Origin of the sequence: Tumidithrix elongata BACA0141 (genome assembly GCF_036349135.1) — a bacterium.
GTDB lineage: Bacteria > Cyanobacteriota > Cyanobacteriia > Pseudanabaenales > Pseudanabaenaceae > Tumidithrix > Tumidithrix elongata.
Map to the genome: position 1 here is coordinate 86468 of NZ_JAZBJZ010000002.1, position 19405 is coordinate 105872.

20 protein-coding genes are annotated in these 19405 nt (G+C 44.2%); 11 read left to right on the forward strand and 9 right to left on the reverse strand.

Features of this window, described 5'->3' with window-relative positions; translation table 11 throughout:
• The first annotated feature begins 29 nt into the window (after window positions 1-29).
• Window positions 30-1583, forward strand: coding sequence for a 23S rRNA (guanosine(2251)-2'-O)-methyltransferase RlmB (gene rlmB / locus V2H45_RS01025; RefSeq protein WP_330481738.1), 1554 nt, complete (start codon window positions 30-32; stop codon window positions 1581-1583).
• A gap of 75 nt (window positions 1584-1658) precedes the next feature.
• Window positions 1659-1961 carry a DUF1816 domain-containing protein gene (locus V2H45_RS01030; RefSeq protein ID WP_330481739.1) on the forward strand — a complete coding sequence of 101 codons (303 nt, stop codon included), beginning with the start codon at window positions 1659-1661 and terminating at the stop codon, window positions 1959-1961.
• 252 nt (window positions 1962-2213) lie between these two features.
• Here V2H45_RS01030 and pgl read toward each other — a convergent pair whose 3' ends face one another.
• Window positions 2214-2933 carry a 6-phosphogluconolactonase gene (pgl, locus tag V2H45_RS01035; RefSeq protein WP_330481740.1) on the reverse strand — a complete coding sequence of 240 codons (720 nt, stop codon included), beginning with the start codon at window positions 2931-2933 and terminating at the stop codon, window positions 2214-2216.
• Between the two features lie 366 nt (window positions 2934-3299).
• Here pgl and V2H45_RS01040 point away from each other — a divergent pair, with 366 nt between their 5' ends.
• The 6 genes from V2H45_RS01040 to V2H45_RS01065 all read left to right on the forward strand — a co-directional run bounded on the left by V2H45_RS01040 (window position 3300) and on the right by V2H45_RS01065 (window position 7711).
• Window positions 3300-3509, forward strand: a complete 210-nt coding sequence (locus V2H45_RS01040; protein ID WP_330481741.1) for a hypothetical protein — start codon at window positions 3300-3302, stop codon at window positions 3507-3509.
• A 2-nt stretch (window positions 3510-3511) separates the two neighbouring features.
• Window positions 3512-4906 (forward strand): asparagine--tRNA ligase, encoded by a 1395-nt coding sequence (gene asnS, locus V2H45_RS01045; protein WP_330481742.1) that lies wholly within the window; start codon window positions 3512-3514, stop codon window positions 4904-4906.
• Between the two features lie 168 nt (window positions 4907-5074).
• On the forward strand, window positions 5075-6079 hold the full coding sequence (locus tag V2H45_RS01050; protein ID WP_330481743.1) for a phosphoribulokinase: 1005 nt from the start codon (window positions 5075-5077) through the stop codon (window positions 6077-6079).
• Between the two features lie 440 nt (window positions 6080-6519).
• Entirely contained in the window at window positions 6520-6861 is a 342-nt protein-coding gene (locus V2H45_RS01055; RefSeq protein WP_330481744.1) for a hypothetical protein, read from the forward strand.
• 144 nt (window positions 6862-7005) lie between these two features.
• Window positions 7006-7377 carry a DUF433 domain-containing protein gene (locus V2H45_RS01060; protein WP_330481745.1) on the forward strand — a complete coding sequence of 124 codons (372 nt, stop codon included), beginning with the start codon at window positions 7006-7008 and terminating at the stop codon, window positions 7375-7377.
• The gene (locus tag V2H45_RS01065; RefSeq protein WP_408648686.1) at window positions 7361-7711 is read left to right on the forward strand and encodes a DUF5615 family PIN-like protein; all 351 of its coding nucleotides are present in this window, start codon (window positions 7361-7363) and stop codon (window positions 7709-7711) included. The genes V2H45_RS01060 and V2H45_RS01065 overlap by 17 nt, the downstream gene beginning before the upstream one ends.
• A gap of 314 nt (window positions 7712-8025) precedes the next feature.
• Here V2H45_RS01065 and V2H45_RS01070 read toward each other — a convergent pair whose 3' ends face one another.
• Together V2H45_RS01070 and V2H45_RS01075 are read right to left on the reverse strand one after the other, a co-directional pair.
• The gene (locus V2H45_RS01070) at window positions 8026-9147 is read right to left on the reverse strand and encodes a metallophosphoesterase family protein (protein WP_330481746.1); all 1122 of its coding nucleotides are present in this window, start codon (window positions 9145-9147) and stop codon (window positions 8026-8028) included.
• Between the two features lie 138 nt (window positions 9148-9285).
• Window positions 9286-9942: a YIP1 family protein gene (locus tag V2H45_RS01075; protein WP_330481747.1), complete on the reverse strand. Its 657-nt coding sequence runs from the start codon at window positions 9940-9942 to the stop codon at window positions 9286-9288.
• Between the two features lie 103 nt (window positions 9943-10045).
• On the opposite strand from V2H45_RS01075, the gene aroA reads away from it, so the two are divergent.
• A complete protein-coding gene (aroA, locus tag V2H45_RS01080) occupies window positions 10046-11374 on the forward strand; it encodes a 3-phosphoshikimate 1-carboxyvinyltransferase (RefSeq protein WP_330481748.1) in 1329 nt (442 codons plus the stop codon).
• 213 nt (window positions 11375-11587) lie between these two features.
• Here aroA and V2H45_RS01085 read toward each other — a convergent pair whose 3' ends face one another.
• Window positions 11588-11923 (reverse strand): STAS domain-containing protein, encoded by a 336-nt coding sequence (locus V2H45_RS01085; RefSeq protein ID WP_330481749.1) that lies wholly within the window; start codon window positions 11921-11923, stop codon window positions 11588-11590.
• Between the two features lie 464 nt (window positions 11924-12387).
• Entirely contained in the window at window positions 12388-13062 is a 675-nt protein-coding gene (locus V2H45_RS01090) for a response regulator transcription factor (protein WP_330481750.1), read from the reverse strand.
• A gap of 344 nt (window positions 13063-13406) precedes the next feature.
• On the opposite strand from V2H45_RS01090, the gene V2H45_RS01095 reads away from it, so the two are divergent.
• Window positions 13407-16739: a PAS domain S-box protein gene (locus tag V2H45_RS01095; protein WP_330481751.1), complete on the forward strand. Its 3333-nt coding sequence runs from the start codon at window positions 13407-13409 to the stop codon at window positions 16737-16739.
• Window positions 16740-16751: 12 nt separating this feature from the next.
• Window positions 16752-17576 (forward strand): ABC transporter permease, encoded by an 825-nt coding sequence (locus tag V2H45_RS01100; RefSeq protein ID WP_330481752.1) that lies wholly within the window; start codon window positions 16752-16754, stop codon window positions 17574-17576.
• Between the two features lie 12 nt (window positions 17577-17588).
• Here the strand turns inward: V2H45_RS01100 and V2H45_RS01105 are convergent, their stop codons facing one another.
• The 4 genes from V2H45_RS01105 to V2H45_RS01120 all read right to left on the reverse strand — a co-directional run bounded on the left by V2H45_RS01105 (window position 17589) and on the right by V2H45_RS01120 (window position 19395).
• Window positions 17589-17780: a hypothetical protein gene (locus tag V2H45_RS01105; RefSeq protein WP_330481753.1), complete on the reverse strand. Its 192-nt coding sequence runs from the start codon at window positions 17778-17780 to the stop codon at window positions 17589-17591.
• Window positions 17781-17889: 109 nt separating this feature from the next.
• Entirely contained in the window at window positions 17890-18498 is a 609-nt protein-coding gene (locus V2H45_RS01110; RefSeq protein ID WP_330481754.1) for a DUF3455 domain-containing protein, read from the reverse strand.
• A 41-nt stretch (window positions 18499-18539) separates the two neighbouring features.
• Window positions 18540-18932, reverse strand: coding sequence for a DUF2358 domain-containing protein (locus V2H45_RS01115; protein ID WP_330481755.1), 393 nt, complete (start codon window positions 18930-18932; stop codon window positions 18540-18542).
• 229 nt (window positions 18933-19161) lie between these two features.
• Entirely contained in the window at window positions 19162-19395 is a 234-nt protein-coding gene (locus V2H45_RS01120) for a hypothetical protein (RefSeq protein ID WP_330481756.1), read from the reverse strand.
• Window positions 19396-19405 lie beyond the last annotated feature (10 nt).

A 19405-nucleotide genomic window follows, 5' to 3' on the forward strand; every position in this document is an offset into this window, starting at 1 on the left:
CTGCCAAATGGGCGATTAATTACTGCACTATGAAATTTAAAGGTAAGCCTAAACAAAAGTCCACGCAAGCAGGCAGGGAAGCCCCTAGTCCGCGCGATCGCCCCAAACGTCGCGATGACGATCGTTCGGAAAGAAGAATTCCAGAAGGAAGAAATCAAGAATTTAGAAAACCAGAAGCCAGAAGCTCCGATTACAGAGGTCGGAAAAGCGGCTCGGATCGGGATTCTGGTTCGCAAAACAGCGTAAAACCCGTGCTTAGATCGGGACATCATGAATCTAGACAACATGATGAATCTAGGCAACCCATCTCCCGACAACCAATTTCTAGGCAGGGATCTGCAAAATATACGGTGAGACGTAAGTCGGCAGCCAAATATTCAGAAACAGACTATTCAGAACAACCTTCCGAAAAATCCTATACAGATCGGCGAGACGTGACCAAAGATTCCTTCTCCGAGCCTGTACTGCCAAACACTAAAACGCAAAGACCGATTTTGGCGCCGCCCGACTCGCAATCGCGCCAAACCAATCGTAGCGGCACGGATAGGCCAGAGCGCCAAGACCGCTCCGATCGCCCCTTCAGAGCCGATAGATCGGATAGATCCGCAAGACCAGAACGGCAAGATCGGACAAATCGTTCCGATCGCAACGATCGCCCTGAGCGTTCTTCGTTTAGAGGCGATCGCCAAGACCGTCCAGAGCGCGATCGGTTTCAATCGAGAGATCGAGATGGCCAGCAAGGTAGATTTAATCGGCGGGATGAAGAGGCATCGCCAAGATATTCGTCCGCTGATTCCTATCAAGAAGATCAAGAAGATGCCCCAGATTTGGTCTACGGTCGTCATGCCGTGCAAGCGGCGATCGCTGGCGTTCGTTCGATCAATCGCATTTGGGTCACCGCCAAAATGCACTACGCCCCTGATTTTCTGCCGCTAATCAATGCTGCCAAAGAGTCAGGTGCGGTGATTGACGAAGTTGACATTCAACGGCTCAACCATCTAACCAATAACGCCAAGCATCAAGGCATCGTTGCCCAAGTTGCGGCTTACAGCTATCTGGAAGTAGAGGATTTGATCGCTACTGCCAAGCAAAAAACTAGTCAGCCCGTATTGGTTTTGGTGGATGGTATTACCGATCCCCACAATTTGGGAGCAATTATTCGCACGGCTGAGGCACTGGGCGCTCAAGGGGTCGTAATTCCCCAAAGACGAGCAGTCGGCGTAACGGGTACGGTTGCCAAGGTTGCGGCTGGCGCCTTGGAAAGTTTACCAGTGGCTAGGGTTGTTAACCTCAATCGCGCCTTGGAATTATTAAAGGCGGAGGGCTTTTGGATTTATGGCACCGTTGCCGATGCTGGCAGTGCCATTCACAAGAGTCAATTTTCGGGAGCCGTTGCCCTTGTGGTTGGGGCAGAGGGTGAAGGATTAAGTTTACTCACACAACGTTCCTGTGACTTTCTCGTATCTATTCCTTTAGAGGGAAAAATTGAAAGCCTCAATGCTTCCGTTGCTACAGGAATGGCTCTGTACGAAATTTTCAGGCAACGATGGGTAAATACGTTAAGTTTGAACAGTTTGTCATAGGGTTCTACTTTAAGTTATATAAACAATTGATAACTATTAAAAGCAGAATCAAGGTACTCAACTTTTAATCAACTTATGAGCATGAGCAATAACGTGTTTAAAAACTTCGCTACATCAGTTCTAGAGAAACTTGGTTTGGCAGTATGGGTCGAAGTAGCAACTGAGTCACCTCGTTGCACCTATTATTTTGGTCCTTTTCTCAGTACGCAAGAAGCAGAAGCTGCCAAGCTTGGCTATCTTGAAGATCTAGAAGCCGAGGGAGCAACAGGTATTGCAGCGATCGTGAAACGATGCAATCCTGAAAAGCTGACTGTGTATGACGAAACTTTGGACTTTCGGCTAAATCGCACGCCTAGCTTAAGCGGACATTCTTTCTAAATTCTGCGCGTTGGGTATTTTAGGAATTTATACGTTAGGTAAATTAGGACATCAGTTGTGGATAATTACCTTGCGTAGCAAGGCTTCTACATAAGCTAATCATCGCTAATAGCTGAATGCTAACAGCTATAGAACGATCTTTAGGATGGGTTAACGATAATGTAACCCATCCTGTCAATAAATCTAATTCGTTAAAGCTGATTCGTTATAGCTAGGCCGATCGCATCCTACATTTGATGAGGATCTAGAAATTTAGCCTTCACGAATTTCTGATGCTGCCTTCTGGTCTACTAACCAAATTGCATTCCCTTGAACTAAACGAGCAGGGTAGAGATTACTGTCGCCTGTCTCAGCCACAATCTCTCTCAATGCCTTGGCTTTGGCAGCGCCATCGACCATAAATAGAATCTGTCTGGCTTGGTTAATCAGTGGGGCAGTAAAGGTTATGCGTGGTTGACTGTCTTTTTGACCGACGGTAACGAGGCGATCGCTTACATGCAGAGCTTCCGTGTGAGGAAATAGAGAAGCCGTATGTCCGTCATCGCCAATGCCTAACAAAATGAGACTAAATTTAGGGAATTCCCCAGATCCCAAACCAAAAAACTCCTGCAAATGTGCTTCGTATTTGCCTGCGGACTCTTTTGGATCTGGATCGATCGTAGGAACGGGATGAATATTCTCAGGTGGGATCGCGACAAGATCGAGCCAAGCTTTGCGAGTCATGCCCTCATTACTCTGAGGATCGGTGACAGGTACGTACCTTTCGTCTCCCCAAAACACATGAACCTTTTCCCAATCTAGGGGTTGCTTTGCTAAAGCCTCATACAGCGGTTTGGGCGTACTTCCGCCTGCGGCGGCAAGGGTGAATTTGCCCTCAGTGGAAATCGCCCATTTGTAAGCATCTAGGCATATAGATAGGGCGCGATCGATAATTGCGGCGCGATCGGTGAGAATTTCTAATTGTCTAGACATAAATTCTTTTTCTAATTTTTCTGATGATTTGGCTCTGGCTGAATCTCGCTGAATCTCATGGTTGAATGCGCTCTGAAGTCAGCTTTCGCATAGGATTCACATTCGACAATTTGACTGAAACATTTGAAATATTAAGGATTGAGGGATTGTAAAGATGGATACGCAAATGTTTCGCAACTACGCAAAACTGGAATTTAATGACTTGCTATTCCATAAACATCTGCATCGGAATGTATCGATCCCTTCGCAATCAACCTTGAGACAGGTGATTTTTATTTCGATTTGTGTGAATTTTGTCATTACTACCATGTACATGGTTTAACCTGAGCAAAGTTAGGAAATTCTTAAGATTGAGGTGTTTGGACTATGACCCCTAACCTGATGCGCTTATTTTGGGATTCAGTGAACCAAGCCCATCCCAGCCAAATTATGCGTCTTGATGACGAAGGCTTGATGAGTTGGCTCGTCGATCAGGTGTTACAACGCTCTTCGTTAGACCACAGCCAGCAAAGCGACTTGAGTAACTATATTAGCGATCGCTTGCCTTTGATCCGTGACATTGCTACGCAAGGGTAGAAATGAGTCCATCTAGAATTATTGACCTCTTGCGCCATGCTCAACCAGAGACATCTGCACAAGCACAGGGTTGGGTTAGAACAAAGCGAGAAGCCAAGGGGATCGCGTTTTTAGAGCTGAATGATGGCTCATCACTCCAAAACCTTCAGGTGGTGATCTCCCAAGATTTGCCTGAATACGAACAGGTGATTAAAGCGATCGCCACTGGTGCAGCGGTGAAAGTGGCTGGGAAATTGGTCGCTTCTCCTGGCAAAGGTCAGAGAATCGAGTTGTCGGCTGAGTCTGTGGAAGTATTTGGTACTGCCGATCCCGAAACCTACCCCCTGCAAAAAAAGCGTCATTCCTTTGAATTTTTGCGCACGATCGCTCACTTGCGACCTCGTACCAACACGTTTGGTGCGGTGTTTCGAGTACGTAATGCCTGTGCCTATGCCATTCATCAATTCTTTCAAGAACGGGGCTTTATTTGGGCGCATACGCCGATTATTACTGCCAGTGACTGTGAAGGTGCAGGTGAGATGTTTGCTGTCACAGGGCTGAATTTAGATAAGTTAGCGCAATCATCGAAGCCCGTAGACTACAGCCAAGATTTTTTTGGGAAACCGACATTCTTAACCGTGAGCGGTCAGCTAGAAGCCGAAATTATGGCAATGGCTTTTAGCAATGTCTATACCTTTGGTCCTACCTTTCGCGCTGAAAACTCAAATACCTCTCGACATTTAGCTGAATTTTGGATGATTGAGCCAGAGATGGCTTTTTGCGATCTCGAAGGCAATGCCGACCTAGCCGAAGATTTCCTCAAGTACATTTTTAACTTTGTGCTGGAGAAATGTCCTGAAGACATGACATTTTTTCAAGAGCGAATTAACGACCAAGTGATGGCAAATGCTAGGAAAATTATCGATCAGAAATTTGAACGAATTACCTACACTGAAGCGATCAGATTATTAGAAAACAGCAATAAGAATTTTGAGTTTCCTGTCAAATGGGGGCTCGATCTACAGTCCGAACACGAGCGTTATTTAGCCGAAGAATTTTTCCAAAAGCCCACGATCGTGATGGACTACCCGATTGGCATTAAATCCTTTTATATGAGGGTGAATGATTCTGATAGCCAACAAACGGTCAGAGCCATGGATATCTTAGCCCCGGGGATTGGTGAGATTATTGGGGGTTCGCAGCGGGAAGAACGTTTAGATGTGCTGGAATCGCGAATTAAGGCAATGGGTCTCAATCCTGAAGATTATTGGTGGTATTTAGACCTGCGTCGCTATGGTTCAGTGCCTCACGCTGGCTTTGGGCTTGGATTTGAGCGTTTAGTCCAGTTCATCACGGGCATGGGCAATATTCGGGATGTCATTCCTTTCCCAAGATCGCCACTGAATGCAGATTTTTGAGATAATTATTTAGCAAAATTCTTTGCAGTTTTTTAAAGTACTTTTCTTAACTGATTTAGATTGTCAAATTTGTCACTTTTGCTTGAACAGGTATCCGTGTTTTGGTAGATTTAGATTTAGTAAAGAAGTAGTAATAAATACACAATTTAAAGGGATCAGTTCAGACTTATGAGCAGTAAGCCAGACCGCGTTGTTTTGATTGGCGTAGCAGGAGACTCTGGTTGTGGTAAATCCACATTTCTCCGCAGGTTAAAAGACCTGTTTGGTGAACAGTTTATGACTGTTATTTGCTTGGACGATTATCATAGCCTCGATCGCAAGCAACGCAAGGAAACTGGCATCACTGCCCTAGATCCCCGTGCAAACAACTTTGACCTCATGTACGAGCAGATGAAAGCGCTCAAAAGTGGTCAATCGATCATGAAGCCAATTTACAACCATGAAACGGGCTTGCTCGATCCACCTGAGTTAATCGAGCCAAACAATGTTGTCGTGATCGAGGGTTTGCATCCTCTCTATGACGAACGGGTGCGATCGCTTTTAGACTTTAGCGTCTATCTCGATCTGAGCGATGAAGTCAAAATTGCATGGAAAATTCAACGTGACATGGCAGAACGGGGTCACACCCTCGCCGATGTCATGCAAGCGATCGAAGCCCGCCGCCCAGATTTCTCGGCTTACATCGATCCACAAAAAGGACATGCCGATGTTGTGATCCAGATCTTGCCTACCAATCTGATCAAAGATGATAAAGAGCGCAAGGTGTTGCGCGTTCGACTGATTCAAAGAGATGGCATTGAAGGACTCGACCAAGCCTATCTGTTTGACGAAGGCTCAACCATTGAGTGGACTCCTTGCGGTAAGAAGCTCACCTGCTCTTACCCCGGCATGAAGTTCTATTATGGCTCTGACACCTACTACAAACATCCTGTATCAATTTTGGAAGTAGATGGACAATTCGATCGCCTCGATGAAGTCATCTACATCGAAAATCACCTGAGCAATCTTTCGACCAAGCACTACGGCGAACTCACCGAACTCTTGCTCAAGCACCCTGATTACCCCGGATCTAACAATGGTACGGGTCTATTGCAGGTGATTGTCGGTCTCAAGATGCGTGCTACCTACGAGCGCCTAACTCACAAGAATGCCGAGCAACTCGTCGCTGTCTAGAGATTTTTCTGGATTTGCTCTCAAAAACAAAATAAAAAAGATAAAGGGACACATTAATGCGTCCCTTTATCTTTTTGCCGTAAATTCTTGAAAAAAACATACGGTCAACAAACTCTTCAAACCTAGATTCAGCAGGTATTTTAATTGTTTTTTACCCAGATCGCCTACTGAACGTACAAAGCAGACATGAATCTAAATAAAATCCAAGATTTTCCGCATAACACATCGATCTGGGTGATTATACAGAAACTTTCTGCATAAACACCTCAATTTGGGATCTTAGACGGAAAGTTTCCGCTTTTGACCCCCTATAGGGTGTTTATGCGGAATGTCAACTTTCCTTATAAACACCCTATAGTCATGTTAGACGGAAAGTTTCCGTCTAATACATAGTTAGGCTTCATTCCCAACTTACACCAGTCAGTTGGAAAGGCATCAATATGACTGTAGAAGAAGCCAAGCTCATTATCAAAGAATTTGAAGTCCAAAAGTTAAGCCTTCAAAAGTCAATGAATAACACACAAACTGGCGGAGAAGTTACAAAACTTGCATCCACTGGTGCTGGATTAGCAGCAATGGTTACTGGCGCTGCATTACTTCTATTTCCGCCAACAGCGATTGCTGGAGCTATTACGCTAGCATCAGGCGTGGGAGCAGCAGGAATTGGTAAGATGGTGGGTGATGGAGTCAGCAATATTGGAACTAACAGCAATTCTCAAGCAATTGAGCAAATCGATAATTACATCGACTCAATTAAAAATGCTATTATCTCTTCAATTTAATAATTATTAAATTAAGCTGTGATGTATTGAGATGACGTAGCTCACTAAACAGAAACTTTAGATTTGCATAATAAGGCGTAAGTAAACAATAATGCGTTAGGCTTCTTTCTACAATGCTTTTAGATAGTTCAAGTCAGGTGCAATATGTCCCTAATGAGCGCCCCAGTCAAATTTCAAGCTGTCTCTCCCCCTCTCTGTTGGGATGAAGCAGGAGGTATCCGTATAGGTTCGAGCCGAGTGACTCTAGATAGTCTACTCGCTGCATACCACAATGGCTCCACTCCTGAAGAGATCGCTATTCAGTATTCAGTTCTTCATTTAGAAGACATATACAGTGCGATCGCTTATTATCTAAACCATCGACAAGAACTTGACAATTATTTAGAGCAGCGCAATCAACAAGCTAAACAACTCAGACAACAACTTACTCAAAAACACAACTTAGACGATCTGAGGCAGCGCTTGCTTACTCGTCAGTCACAAAAAGAATTGGGGCAAAATGCGCCTTCTAAGTGACGAGAATTTTAACGGAGCCATATTGCGTGGTCTAATGAGACGCTTGCCTAAACTAGATTTAGTTCGTGTCCAAGATATAGGGCTAATGCATACTGATGACCCAGTTATTTTAGAATGGGCTGCGAACGAGGGACGTATCCTGCTTACCCATGACATAGCTACTGTTACGATGTATGCATACGAGCGCGTCAATCAAGGATTACCTATGACTGGAGTTGTTGAAGTGATTGCGACAGCACCCATTGGTAAGATTCTTGATGATTTAGAGCTATTTATTTGTTGTAGCGAACCCGAAGAATATGAGGGGCAAGTTCTTTTCATCCCTTTCTCGTAACAGAACAATCGCCAGTTTATAGCTCCAGTAAAAGCCTAACAACTTTGTTGGAGCGGGTTTATTAAGTTCTTTGATGTATTGCGAAACCATGTGGCACCCACTCAACACGACCGTTAGCTGGCGGCTGGGATATTGGTGAGGCTATTCCTCTATTCTGCATAAGGCTCTCGTACCACTAAAGATTCCTGCTTTAGCTGGTTAGGACTACTCTTTGTGCGGCAGAAGCCAACACTGTGTTGGTGCGGATGACAGTCATTAAGGGTTTTTAGGTAAATACTGATTTTCAAAAAACACCTGCTGAATGTAGGCTGAAATTATTCTTGGGATGGATTGAGATAGGCTAAGCCTTTTGCTACCAAGCGATCGCGATCGATTCCAGCAGATAACTCGCGATTTTGCAAAAATTCTTGGGCTTTGTCTGCCAGACCGCCTTGGCGGGTGGCTCCTTCTCCATTTGAGTCATGGGTTGAAACCTCAGGCGATCGCGGCTCAAATAAATAATGCACTGCCATCATCTGAAAAGTGCGAAGCTGCTTATAGTCCAATTGTCGTTGTACGGATTTGGGCAAGTTAATCACTTTTTGTCGCACAAGTTTGTCTTCGATGCCAACTTGGTTGGCTTGGTCGGCAATGATTTGGTCGAGGGTGGGGGCATCTTTCCCTGTGGCATCAATAATTGGTAAATCCACAGTTTTGCGGGGAGATTCCAATTTATGGAACTGAGCTTTATGCGAGGTTAGGTCAAAGGAGACAAAGCCCTTATCTTCCTTTGCCTCTTTCCAAATATCATTACTGGTACGCTCGATCGCGCCCGCATAGTAGGCATTGCGACCTAAAGGCGTATAGCTGTGATAATGACCGCAAGCCACATAGTCCCAAGGCAATGCCAGCAAGTCCGTAGGAATTTCGTAGCCGCCATAGTCATTGATGCGATCGCTGTCTACCGTACCGTGCAGCATCAACAAGTTGTAGGCATAGTCAGGATCGGGACGAATTTGGATTTGTTCGACCTGTCCGAGGGCATTGTGGGGCAAACAGAAGACCTTGGCTTGACCATCGCAAACTTCCACGGCTTCGGGCTGATTGGTAATGACTTGGACGCGCGGAATTAAACTCATCAGTTCCAGAATGCAGCGATTGTCTGAAGATTTCACGGATTCGTGATTGCCAGCAATGACCACAATTTCAGCGCCACAGCCTTCTTGAAATTTAATCAGTTCTTTCTGGGTCTGTACGACTGCCAAATTGCCCGGACGGGGTACATGAAAAACATCCCCTGCAATCAGCACTACATCAGGCTTTAGCTCCGCTGTCTTTTGTAAAGCTTCCTGAAAAGCTCTAAATACATCGGCTTCACGACGATTTACACCTTGCGTTGTCAGGCGATTGTAGGCACGAAAGCCCAGATGCAGATCGGCGAGGTGAACGAGTTTCATGATTTTGGGATTGATAGGAGTGTTCCGCTGTTAGCTTTCAGCTATTAAAGATAAGTTCAGGATATCTTGAATGGCAAATTCCCTTGCAAAGCAAGGACTAAAAAAAGCTGACTGCTGACTGCTGAAAGCTATGGAAAGCTAAAACACGCTAAACATGAGCTTAAACAGATTGGCTAGCCAGATTAAACTGACAATGCCCCCTGCGATCGCGAGGGGAATCACAGACAACAAGCGCCAACTGGTCGTGCCAATTGCCACAGAAGCTGCCCAAACCTGCCAGATCGCAAACCAGATCATTACTGCAAGTGCAGCATATATTCGGGTGGGAGAGGCTAAGCTCAGAGCTGGTCCCATAAAGATCCAAGGCATACTGCCAAACGCGGTGAGGGTGAGTAATTCTTGTAACCCGATTTTGTGCTGAAACACCTCTGCTAGGGATTTGAGCAGTGAGGTAAAAATAAACCAGCCCACTAATCCAGGAATCACGATCAAGGGTAAATATGCAGGTGAGCGACCGATCCGCAGTCCTTCTAAAGCATTCACCAAAATGATCGCCGCGATCGCCTGTGCCATGGAAGGATGCGATCGTAGGGCTTCAAAGGTTTTCGCAGGCGTGAATAAAGCACCATAGATGTGATCTAAGAAACTGCCAATGGAATTTGATGGCTTTAATTCGGGTTGATTGGAAACGGCAACCTGCGAATCTGTAATTGGCGGTTCTGACATGGGTGACTGTTCTCGATCTTGTCCTTCTGGAAGCGGCGCGGTATCTAATGGATCGGTATCTTCTGGCATGGCATTTAAAACTTGAGGTTAAATTCCCGTTTCGAGTTTATCATCTAGCATTCGATCGCCTGAATTTGATAGTCTAGACTGCTACCCCTAAATTAACGCAGCCATGATCGATCTTGACACCACCCAAGCCCATCACACCCTTTCTATTGATGCCGATCAACTCGGCGATCGCGGCTTGCATGGGCGCATCACAATTCCTGGGGACAAGTCAATTTCCCATCGGGCTTTGATGCTAGGTTCGTTAGCCAGTGGGGAAACGACGATTCGCGGCTTACTCTTGGGTGAAGACCCCCGCAGCACCGCCGCTTGTTTTCGAGCAATGGGGGCTGAGATTTCCGAATTAAATTCCGAACTGGTGACGGTCAAAGGAATTGGGCTGGGCAATTTGCGCGAACCGCTCAATATTTTAGACGCAGGCAACTCAGGCACAACGCTGCGTTTGATGCTGGGCGTGCTGGCAAGCCATGCCGATCGCTTTTTTACAGTAACTGGCGATGCTTCGTTGCGATCGCGTCCAATGGCGCGGGTGGTGAATCCTTTAAAAGAAATGGGCGCTCAAATTTGGGGCAGAGAGTCGGGCAATAAAGCCCCCTTGGCGATCGCCGGGCAAACCCTGAAGTCGATCCATTACCACTCGCCGATTGCTTCTGCCCAAGTTAAATCCTGTATCTTACTGGCAGGTTTGATGGTCGATGGCGAAACCATCGTGACCGAACCCGAACGATCGCGAGACCATAGCGAACGCATGTTAAGAGCTTTTGGCGCAACTGTGGAAGTTGATGGCAATATGGTTTATCTGAAAGGGAAAGCCACATTAGAAGGTCAGCCCGTCACCGTTCCAGGGGATATCAGTTCGGCAGCTTTTTGGCTAGTGGCAGGTTCCATTGTACCCAATTCCGATTTGCTGATTGAGAATGTTGGGGTGAATCCCACGCGCACGGGAATTTTGGAAGTTCTCGCCGAAATGGGAGCCGACATCACCTTAGAAAACAGCCGCGAAGTTGCAGGCGAACCTGTGGCTGACCTACGCGTGCGATCGGCTCAGCTCAAAGCCTGTACGATTGGCGGCGCTGTGATTCCCCGTCTGATTGATGAGATTCCAGTGTTGGCAGTGGCGGCAGCCTGTGCCGAGGGAACCACAATTATTCAAGATGCGGCAGAATTGCGGGTTAAGGAAAGTGATCGGATTACAGCGATCGCGACGCAACTCAACCATATGGGAGCCAATGTCAGCGAACGTGCCGACGGTCTGGAAATTATCGGCGGAACTCCTTTAGTGGGAACTTCCCTCGAAAGCTATGACGATCATCGCATCTGTATGAGCCTAGCGATCGCCGCGATCGTCGCCTCAGGCAAAACCACTATCGACCATGCCGAATCCGCAGCAATCTCCTATCCTTCCTTTATTCCTACTTTACAGCAGCTTTACTAGGCTAACGTCAGTTCGGGATAAGAAAACCTGAAACGCTATATATTCCAAGGATCCCCCTGCCCGATCGGGTAGGGGGATCGAACCCTTTAGTTCCAACTTGTTGGTTTGTTTTGTTCTGAAATTCTTAATCCCAAATCCTTAACCTACATGCACGTTAGGCTACATTTTTCATCTAGGATTGCTATATCTTTAGATTGCTCTAGAAGAAAGATGTTAAATTTTTTGCATGGAATTATGTGTATTTAGAAATGCGTAGACATCAGGGCAGAGATTTAACACTTTATCCATTGCTGTTATTTGTAAGAATAATTCGACTGATTCGGAAGCAACAGAACCAACTATTAATTGGAATCCGAACTTTTTTGAAAGCCTCAAAGCCCCCAAAATAGCTCCTAGCCCAAAGGTATTGATATGGGTAACATCACTCATGTCGATCACAAAATAGTCAATCTTTGAAATTCCCAGCATGTGAATCTGATCGAATATCAAGGCACGGCTGTCGTGATCCATTTTTCCACTGGGTCTAAATACATGAACCTTTTTTTCCATTCACACCACCTGAATCAAAAGCATGAACCCCAAGGTTAGACTTGGCAGTTAGTCCGCCGCAAGCAGCAGGGAATTAATCTAAAGAAATTGAAAATCTGAGATCGTTACCGATCGTTACCGAAAAAAGATTAAATCAGTTTCCTTCCCTAAAAAAAACAGCCTTTTTTCATAATCCCTTTTTTTCAGAATAAACCGAAAAAGACAAGATATAACCTAGTGATTTGAGAAGAAATCGATTAGAGCGATCGCATCTATAAAAAATTAATGATTTGCCAAAAAATCGATTAGAAATACCTAAATTTGATGACTATACAGTGAAGAATAGCCAGATAAATCTAGAATTTTAGTTGCAATTTTTCTTGCTTAAACAAGACAAAAATTTCATACAAATTGAAGGATCCTCTGAATGTATTCTCCGTAAAAATATAACGTATTTACTTATGACTAGGATGTACTGACAAATACTATTTAAGACGATAGCCAACACCCCGTACAGTTTCAATTAGATCGTCCGATGCTCCAACCGCAATTAGCTTATTTCGTAAGCTTTGTAGATGAGCTTTCACGGTGTACTCCGAAGGAGAATCTGCAATATCCCAAATATTTTCGATGATTGCGCCTCTACTCAAAACACGACGCCCATTCTTGATCATCAACTCAAGCAACGCATATTCCTTTGGGGTAAGTTGAACGGGATGCTGATTGTAAGTGACCTCATAGGTATCTAAATTAAGTTCGAGGTTTTCCCATTTAAGTATGGTGTCAACCTGTTTCAAACCCTGCTCTCGACGCTGCCAAACCCGAATACGAGCAAATAACTCTAGCAGGTCAATTGGTTTAGCAATAAAGTCGTCAGCACCTGAATCTAAGCCAATCACTTTATCTACTGTACTACTACGTGCAGTAATCATAATAATGGGGATGGTAAGACCGCGAGAGCGAATGCTTCGGCAAAGCCTAATCCCATCCAATTGGGGCAGCATTACATCGAGTAATATCAAGCTATATTGATTAGCCTGAATCATTTGCCAGCCAGTTTCACCATCAAAAGCAACATCAACTACAAAGCTTTGATCGCTGAGGGCTTCTACAAGGGTTTCTGAGGTTTTGCGATCGTCTTCTACAAGCAGAATCTTCATTGAGAATATTGTGTTTTATCGATTAGTAAGCAATTACAACAGTTTTAATTATGTGTAAAAACCTACATGCAAAAATAATAAATGGAGTCAAACATAAGAGCGAAAATGAGAGCAGAATAGGTTAAACACCTTTTTGCAAAGTACCCTCAAAATTATCTAATCCATAGTTTACTTAACCACAAAAGTACCAAGAAATCAAAGGTGTACAATCTGAGTATATCCCCAATCCTTTGTGTAAAAATCAATTTAGGGATTGTGATATGAATCCAAATAAAAACTAAGGTTTACATAAATATAACTTAAGCTCTAAAGCATAGCTGAGATAAAAAGAGGAATTACTTAGAATGTCATCAACAAAAATTCTAGTAGTTGAAGATGAGGTAATTACAGGCAGAGTCATTTCAGAAGAACTCACGATATTGGGATATATCGTTAGTGACCTAGCTCATTCTGATGAAGAGGTGTTTGCCAGTGTATCCAAAAATAAACCAGACTTGGTCTTGATGGATATCAATTTGAAAGGCTCAAAGCAAGATGGTATCGCGATCGCTACCATCCTGCGCGAAGTATTTCACCTCCCAGTTATTTACCTCACTGCACATACAGATGATGCCACACTGGAACGGGCCAAAAATTCGGATCCCTATGGTTATCTAGTCAAACCTTTTGATGGTAGCGATCTTCATACTGCGATTGAGATTGCAATTTACAAGCATTGTATGGAAAGTCAAGTTGCGGAGCGTGAAGAGAGATTTCGACAACTGGCAGAAAATATTAAAGATGTCTTCTTTTTACATTCCATTGATTTTAAGGAAGTAATTTATATTAGTCCAGCCTTTGAATCTATCTGGGGCTATGCGCGAGAAGATTGTTATCAAAATCCTCTTCTTTGGATCGAGTTAGTTCACCCAGAAGACCTAGAGCGCATGCAACTATCATCTGCCTTGGTTACACAAGCAGAACAGATGATGGAATATCGAATTATTCGACCCGATGGAACTATACGTTGGCTCAGAACTCGTGCCTTTCCAGTAAAGAATAAAGCAGGTGAAGTTTATCGAATTGCTGGTGTGACTGAAGATGTTAGCGATCGCAAGTCTCTAGAAATAGCACTGCAAAATAGCGAAACACAATTCCGTTCTATCTTTGAGCAAGTCCCAGTGGGCATAGCCTATATCAATTCTCAGGGAGAATTTCAGAGAGTCAATCAACGGTTTTGCGATATTCTTAGGTTTACTGAGAAGGAACTAATGCAACTAACTGTTCAATCAATCACCCATCCAGAAGATCTGGAAGAGAACTTAAGGAATTTACAAAGGCTTGATTCTGGTGAAATCTCTAGTTTCTGTATAGAGAAACGATATATTCGCAAAGATCGTACAATTGTTTGGGTAAGTCTGACGGGTTCGATTTTTCACGACACCCAAAAAAATGAAATTTTTTACATTGGTGCCATTACAGATATTAGCGATCGCAAACAAGCAGAAGATTCATTAACGCTGCAACTTCAAAGAGAGAAGTTAATTACTGAAGTTACACAACAAATTCGTCAGTCTTTAGAACTTGATGAAATCCTTTCTGAGACTGTTGCCAAGGTAAAACATGTATTGCAAGCCGATCGCGTATCGATTTTCCGTCTTTATCCCGATGGCAGAGGCAAAATAATTCAAGAAAAAGTCGATCCCAAATATCCATCGTACTTAGATCTGACCTGGCTAAACGAATATTTTGAGCCTGGCTGTTTTGCTTATTATTGCCAAGGACAACCGCGCATCATCTCGGATGTCACAATGGACGAATGGGGGACTTGTCTGGAGGAGTTGATGCAGTCTATGGGAGTAAAGTCTAAGATTGTCGCTCCAATTTTGCAACACTCACAGCGCAACCGCGCTCGCCATCAAGAGTCTAAATATGGGGACTTATGGGGCCTATTGATCGCTCATGCCTGTACGACCGATCGCACATGGCAGGGGTCAGATGCAGAGTTACTACAACAAATTGCAAATCAATTGGCGATCGCGATTCAACAAGCACAGTTCTATGCCCAAGTTAAAGATGAGCTAGCCGATCGCATCAAGATAGAAGCAAAGTTACGTAAAAGTGAAGCAAATCTAGCTAAGGCTGAAAAATTGGCACATTTGGGTAATTGGGAATACGATCTCACCACAGGAAAAATTATTTGGTCGGAGGAGCTATTCCAAATTTGGGGTAGGGAACCTAGTTTGGGTGAGCCTACCTATACAGAATTATTACAGATAGTACATCCTAGCCAGCGAAAAGAGTTTGATGCCACTGTGACAAGGGCAATTCAATCAGGGGGCAGTTACGAAATGGATCTGCAAATCCTCCATCCAGATGGTTCGATTAGATATATTTGTTCCAGAGGGAGTACGATTCTTGATGAGGCTGGTCGGAGAATTGCCTTGTTTGGAGCAACCCATGATATTACAGAGCGCAAACTGGCCGAAATAGAACTTAAGCTTGCAAAAGAAGAACTAGAAAGTAAGGTAAGAGAAAGAACTTCTGAGCTTATGGCTGCGAATTTTTCTTTGCAAATGGAAATAGAAGAGCATAAACGTACAGAGGCTGCACTATCTCAAAGCGAGGTACAGCATTTAGCTTTACTGAACGCCATTCCCGACTTAATTTTTCGGCTGAATCGTAAAGGAGATTTTATTGATTTTAAAGCTAGACGAGAACATTTGGTGATGGAACCTCAAGCAATTAAAGGTTCTAATATTGCTGATTCACCGTTGCCATCAGATGCGATCGCTCAGATCGTGAAAGCGATTGACCGAGCGTTACACACAGGTAATCTCCAAACTGTAGAATATTCTTTAGAATTACTGGATGGACAGATCCATCACTTTGAGTCTCGCATTTTGGCAAGTGGAAAAGATGAAGTTGTGGCATTTGTGCGGGATATTAGCGATCGTAAAGCTGTTGAAGTATCCCAGCTAGCTTTACAAAGAGAGCAGGAACTCAGCAGATTGCAGCGCAACTTCTTTTCGATGATTTCCCACGAATTTCGTACCCCCTTGGGTGTAATCAAAATGTCAGCTCAACTCATCGAACATAATGGCAGCCAAATACTAGATGAGAAAACTAGGCGGAGCTTAGCTCGAATTCAATCATCGATCTCTTACATCACAAGTCTTTTAGATGACATGATTACGATCAATAAAGCCGAAGCTAGCCAACTAGAGGTTAATCCACAAGTAATTAACGTAGTTGATTTCTGTCAAAACCTTGTGGATGAGCTACAGTTGGAGAGTCCACCAAGAATTGCCATTGTTTCCCAAAGCGCCCAAAATCAAAAGGCTTATTTCGATCCCAAGCTTTTGCGCTTTATCCTGTCAAATTTGCTCTCTAACGCCATCAAATATTCAGAGCCGACGACTCAAATTGATTTTGAGATTGACCACAGCGACAATACGCTCGTTTTTCGCATTCAAGATCGGGGCATTGGTATCCCCTTAGAAGAACAAACGCATATTTTTGAGCCATTTTATCGTGCGACAAATGCAGATGCGATCGCAGGATCGGGGCTTGGGCTTACCGTTGTGAAAAAGTGTGCAAAAGTACATGGAGGTACGGTTACGTTCACTAGTAAAGTAGGAGTTGGCACAATCTTTGTGGTTACAATTCCATCACAACTTCCATTGCTCGATCTGTAGACTTTCTGAACTATGAACTCAACTTCTCAACGTCTGATGTTTGTTGGAGTGGTAATCAGTGCGATCTTTGCCTTGATGGCTCTGCTTTTTCCCGTGCTACAAATGTTGGGCATACTGGCAAATCCCAACGAGTTTTTGAGCAATCCCATTCACGAAGCACCATCCCTGACCCATTGGTTTGGTACGGATCAGCAGGGGCATGATGTCTTTAGCCGCACGATCTCTGGTGCAGGCGTTGCATGGCAGGTTGTCTTGGTTTCAACACTTCTGAGCCTATTGGTGGGTGTGCCTTTAGGCATGATCAGCGGCTACAAGGGTGGTTGGATCGATAAGGGCTTGGTGTTTATCATGGATGCAATCTATACCCTGCCGGGGCTGCTGCTATCGCTGACGATCGCCTTTGTTGTGGGAGCAGGGGTGTGGAATGCTGCGATCGCGCTCAGTGTTGCCTATATTCCCCAGTACTTTCGCATTATTCGCAATCAAACGGTGAGCGTCAAAACCGAGCTATATATCGAAGCTGCCCAAGCGATCGGGGCAGATACTTGGACGGTGTTAACGCGCTATTTGGGGCAAAATGTGATTCAAAGCTTGCCTGTGATCTTTACGCTCAATGCCGCAGATGCGATTCTCACCTTAGCGGGGCTAGGCTTTTTAGGGCTAGGCATTCCTGAAGATGTGCCCGAGTGGGGACACGATCTGAAACAGGCCTTAGATGCACTTTCCACAGGTGAGAATATCTGGTGGACGACCTTGTTTCCCGGTTTGGCAATTACGATCATGGTGGTGGGACTCTCTCTTGTGGGTGAAGGCTTAACCCAACGTCAGAAACGATAGAGCGATCGTTCGCTAATGGGGGCGATCGCCCTCAGTCTCGATCTCTTTGGGGAAAAATCGATTGGCTGCAATCTCAAGGATTTTGTCAATCGATGTATCTTGAAGAAACTTACGAGTCGCGGCAAGATATTCTAGGTTTGGGCAGCGATCGCCAAGGATGCAACCATTGATGCAGGCTTCTTTACAGTTAACGGTTTCACTCATAAAGGGCTTAAGTGTTTTGATTGATGGTGTGTTGGGATAGGTAAAGTGCTAAGAAAAGAGCCATTGCAATTCTTAATTGTTTGCGAACAATTGCCCAGATTGGCTATCTCTACCACAGCCCTTGAACGGTGGTAGAACCGTAGAAATAATAATCGGCTTCGTACCCGACGCCAACCTCTTTACCAGTTTTTGAAGCATCGCAAATTGTCTTGGGAGCCAAACCGCCAGAAGTATTGAGTCTTTGAATGCTGGTGACATTGGACATCACACCCCTACCTTCATGGGAAGTAACTTCGAGCAGCAGCCAAGGAATCGCTGTAGGATCGGGAGCCCCAACTTTTGCTTTTACCTTTGCCTTGACCTTACTTTTATCGAGATACTCCCAACTGGGCCCTCCGTAGTGGTGAATAATTTTCATACCCCGATTGTCAAATAGCTCGGCTTCAGGAGCCTTAAATGTCCACTCAAATTTATTCTTGTCATTGGCTTTACAGGTATAAATTTGCGTACCTTTAGCAGAAGCCTTAAATAACAGTTCCTCTCCTGGACTGACTTGCAGCTTTTCAGGAACAATAGGTTTTGCCGTTGCTGCGATCGCTGAACCCACAAAACCAAGCCCTATTAGCGAACCCAATAAGCAAGGAACTAAGTGGGTATTTCCCAATCCATTGCCCAAATTGCCCTTAAATTTAGCTTGCTTTGACAAGAACGTTTTCATGAAATTTTCCTCTATTCCACAATCGTTATTTTAAAAGTGAATTACTTTGCCGAGAAAATAAAATGCTGCTTGACCACATCCCAGCGATCGCAGTCCCAATAATCGATATGAGAACTAATTAGTCCTGCCTCATTTACTTGGAGTTCGCTGTAACCTGTTACTGAAATGCGAGGCTTCCAGGGTAAAGGGGCATCCCAGCTCATTGTCCAGCGCGTTTTAATCGCATTCTCAGTGCGATCGATTTCATGGAGGTCGAGTTTGAGTGCTTTAAACCAAGTGGTGATAAAGCCAATCATTTTTTTGTACTGCGCTAAACCTCGAAAGTTATAGACAGGATCTTTAAAATAAACGTCCTCAGCATAGATGCTGTAAGTTTGTGCCTCTGGAAATTTCTGATAATCGGCTTTGACAATCTCAATCAGGTTTGAATCCATCTCTTTTTTGGTTATACCAATTTCAAGTAAATTTACAATAGATTTGGATTTGAGTTCCGCACTATGGGGGGATTTCAAAAAACGGCGACATCGTTTTTTTGAAACTGTTATTTGTGATTTTAAACAGATTGGAAATTTTATTTGCTACAGTTCGATTTAATTTGTCGCACAGCCAAGCTATCTACCAAACCCTGGGGACACCCTATAAATGATAGATTGTGTAGCGCGATTATCCTACGCGAAAGGACTTGCTTAGGGCAATACTGATCGTTATTAGAGAAGCTGTCAAAGCAATCGTCGTAATAAAAATAGGCATCTTTAGACTTTGTGCTTCAACGATCCGATGGTGCAAGTTTCTCTCAGCATCATTTGTCGGAACGATCAAATTTTGCCCAAAAGCAGCATTCGGCAACATCAATGTAGAGATCAGAACGATAGAAATCGTAATCAATGAGAGTTTCATGATTTTATCC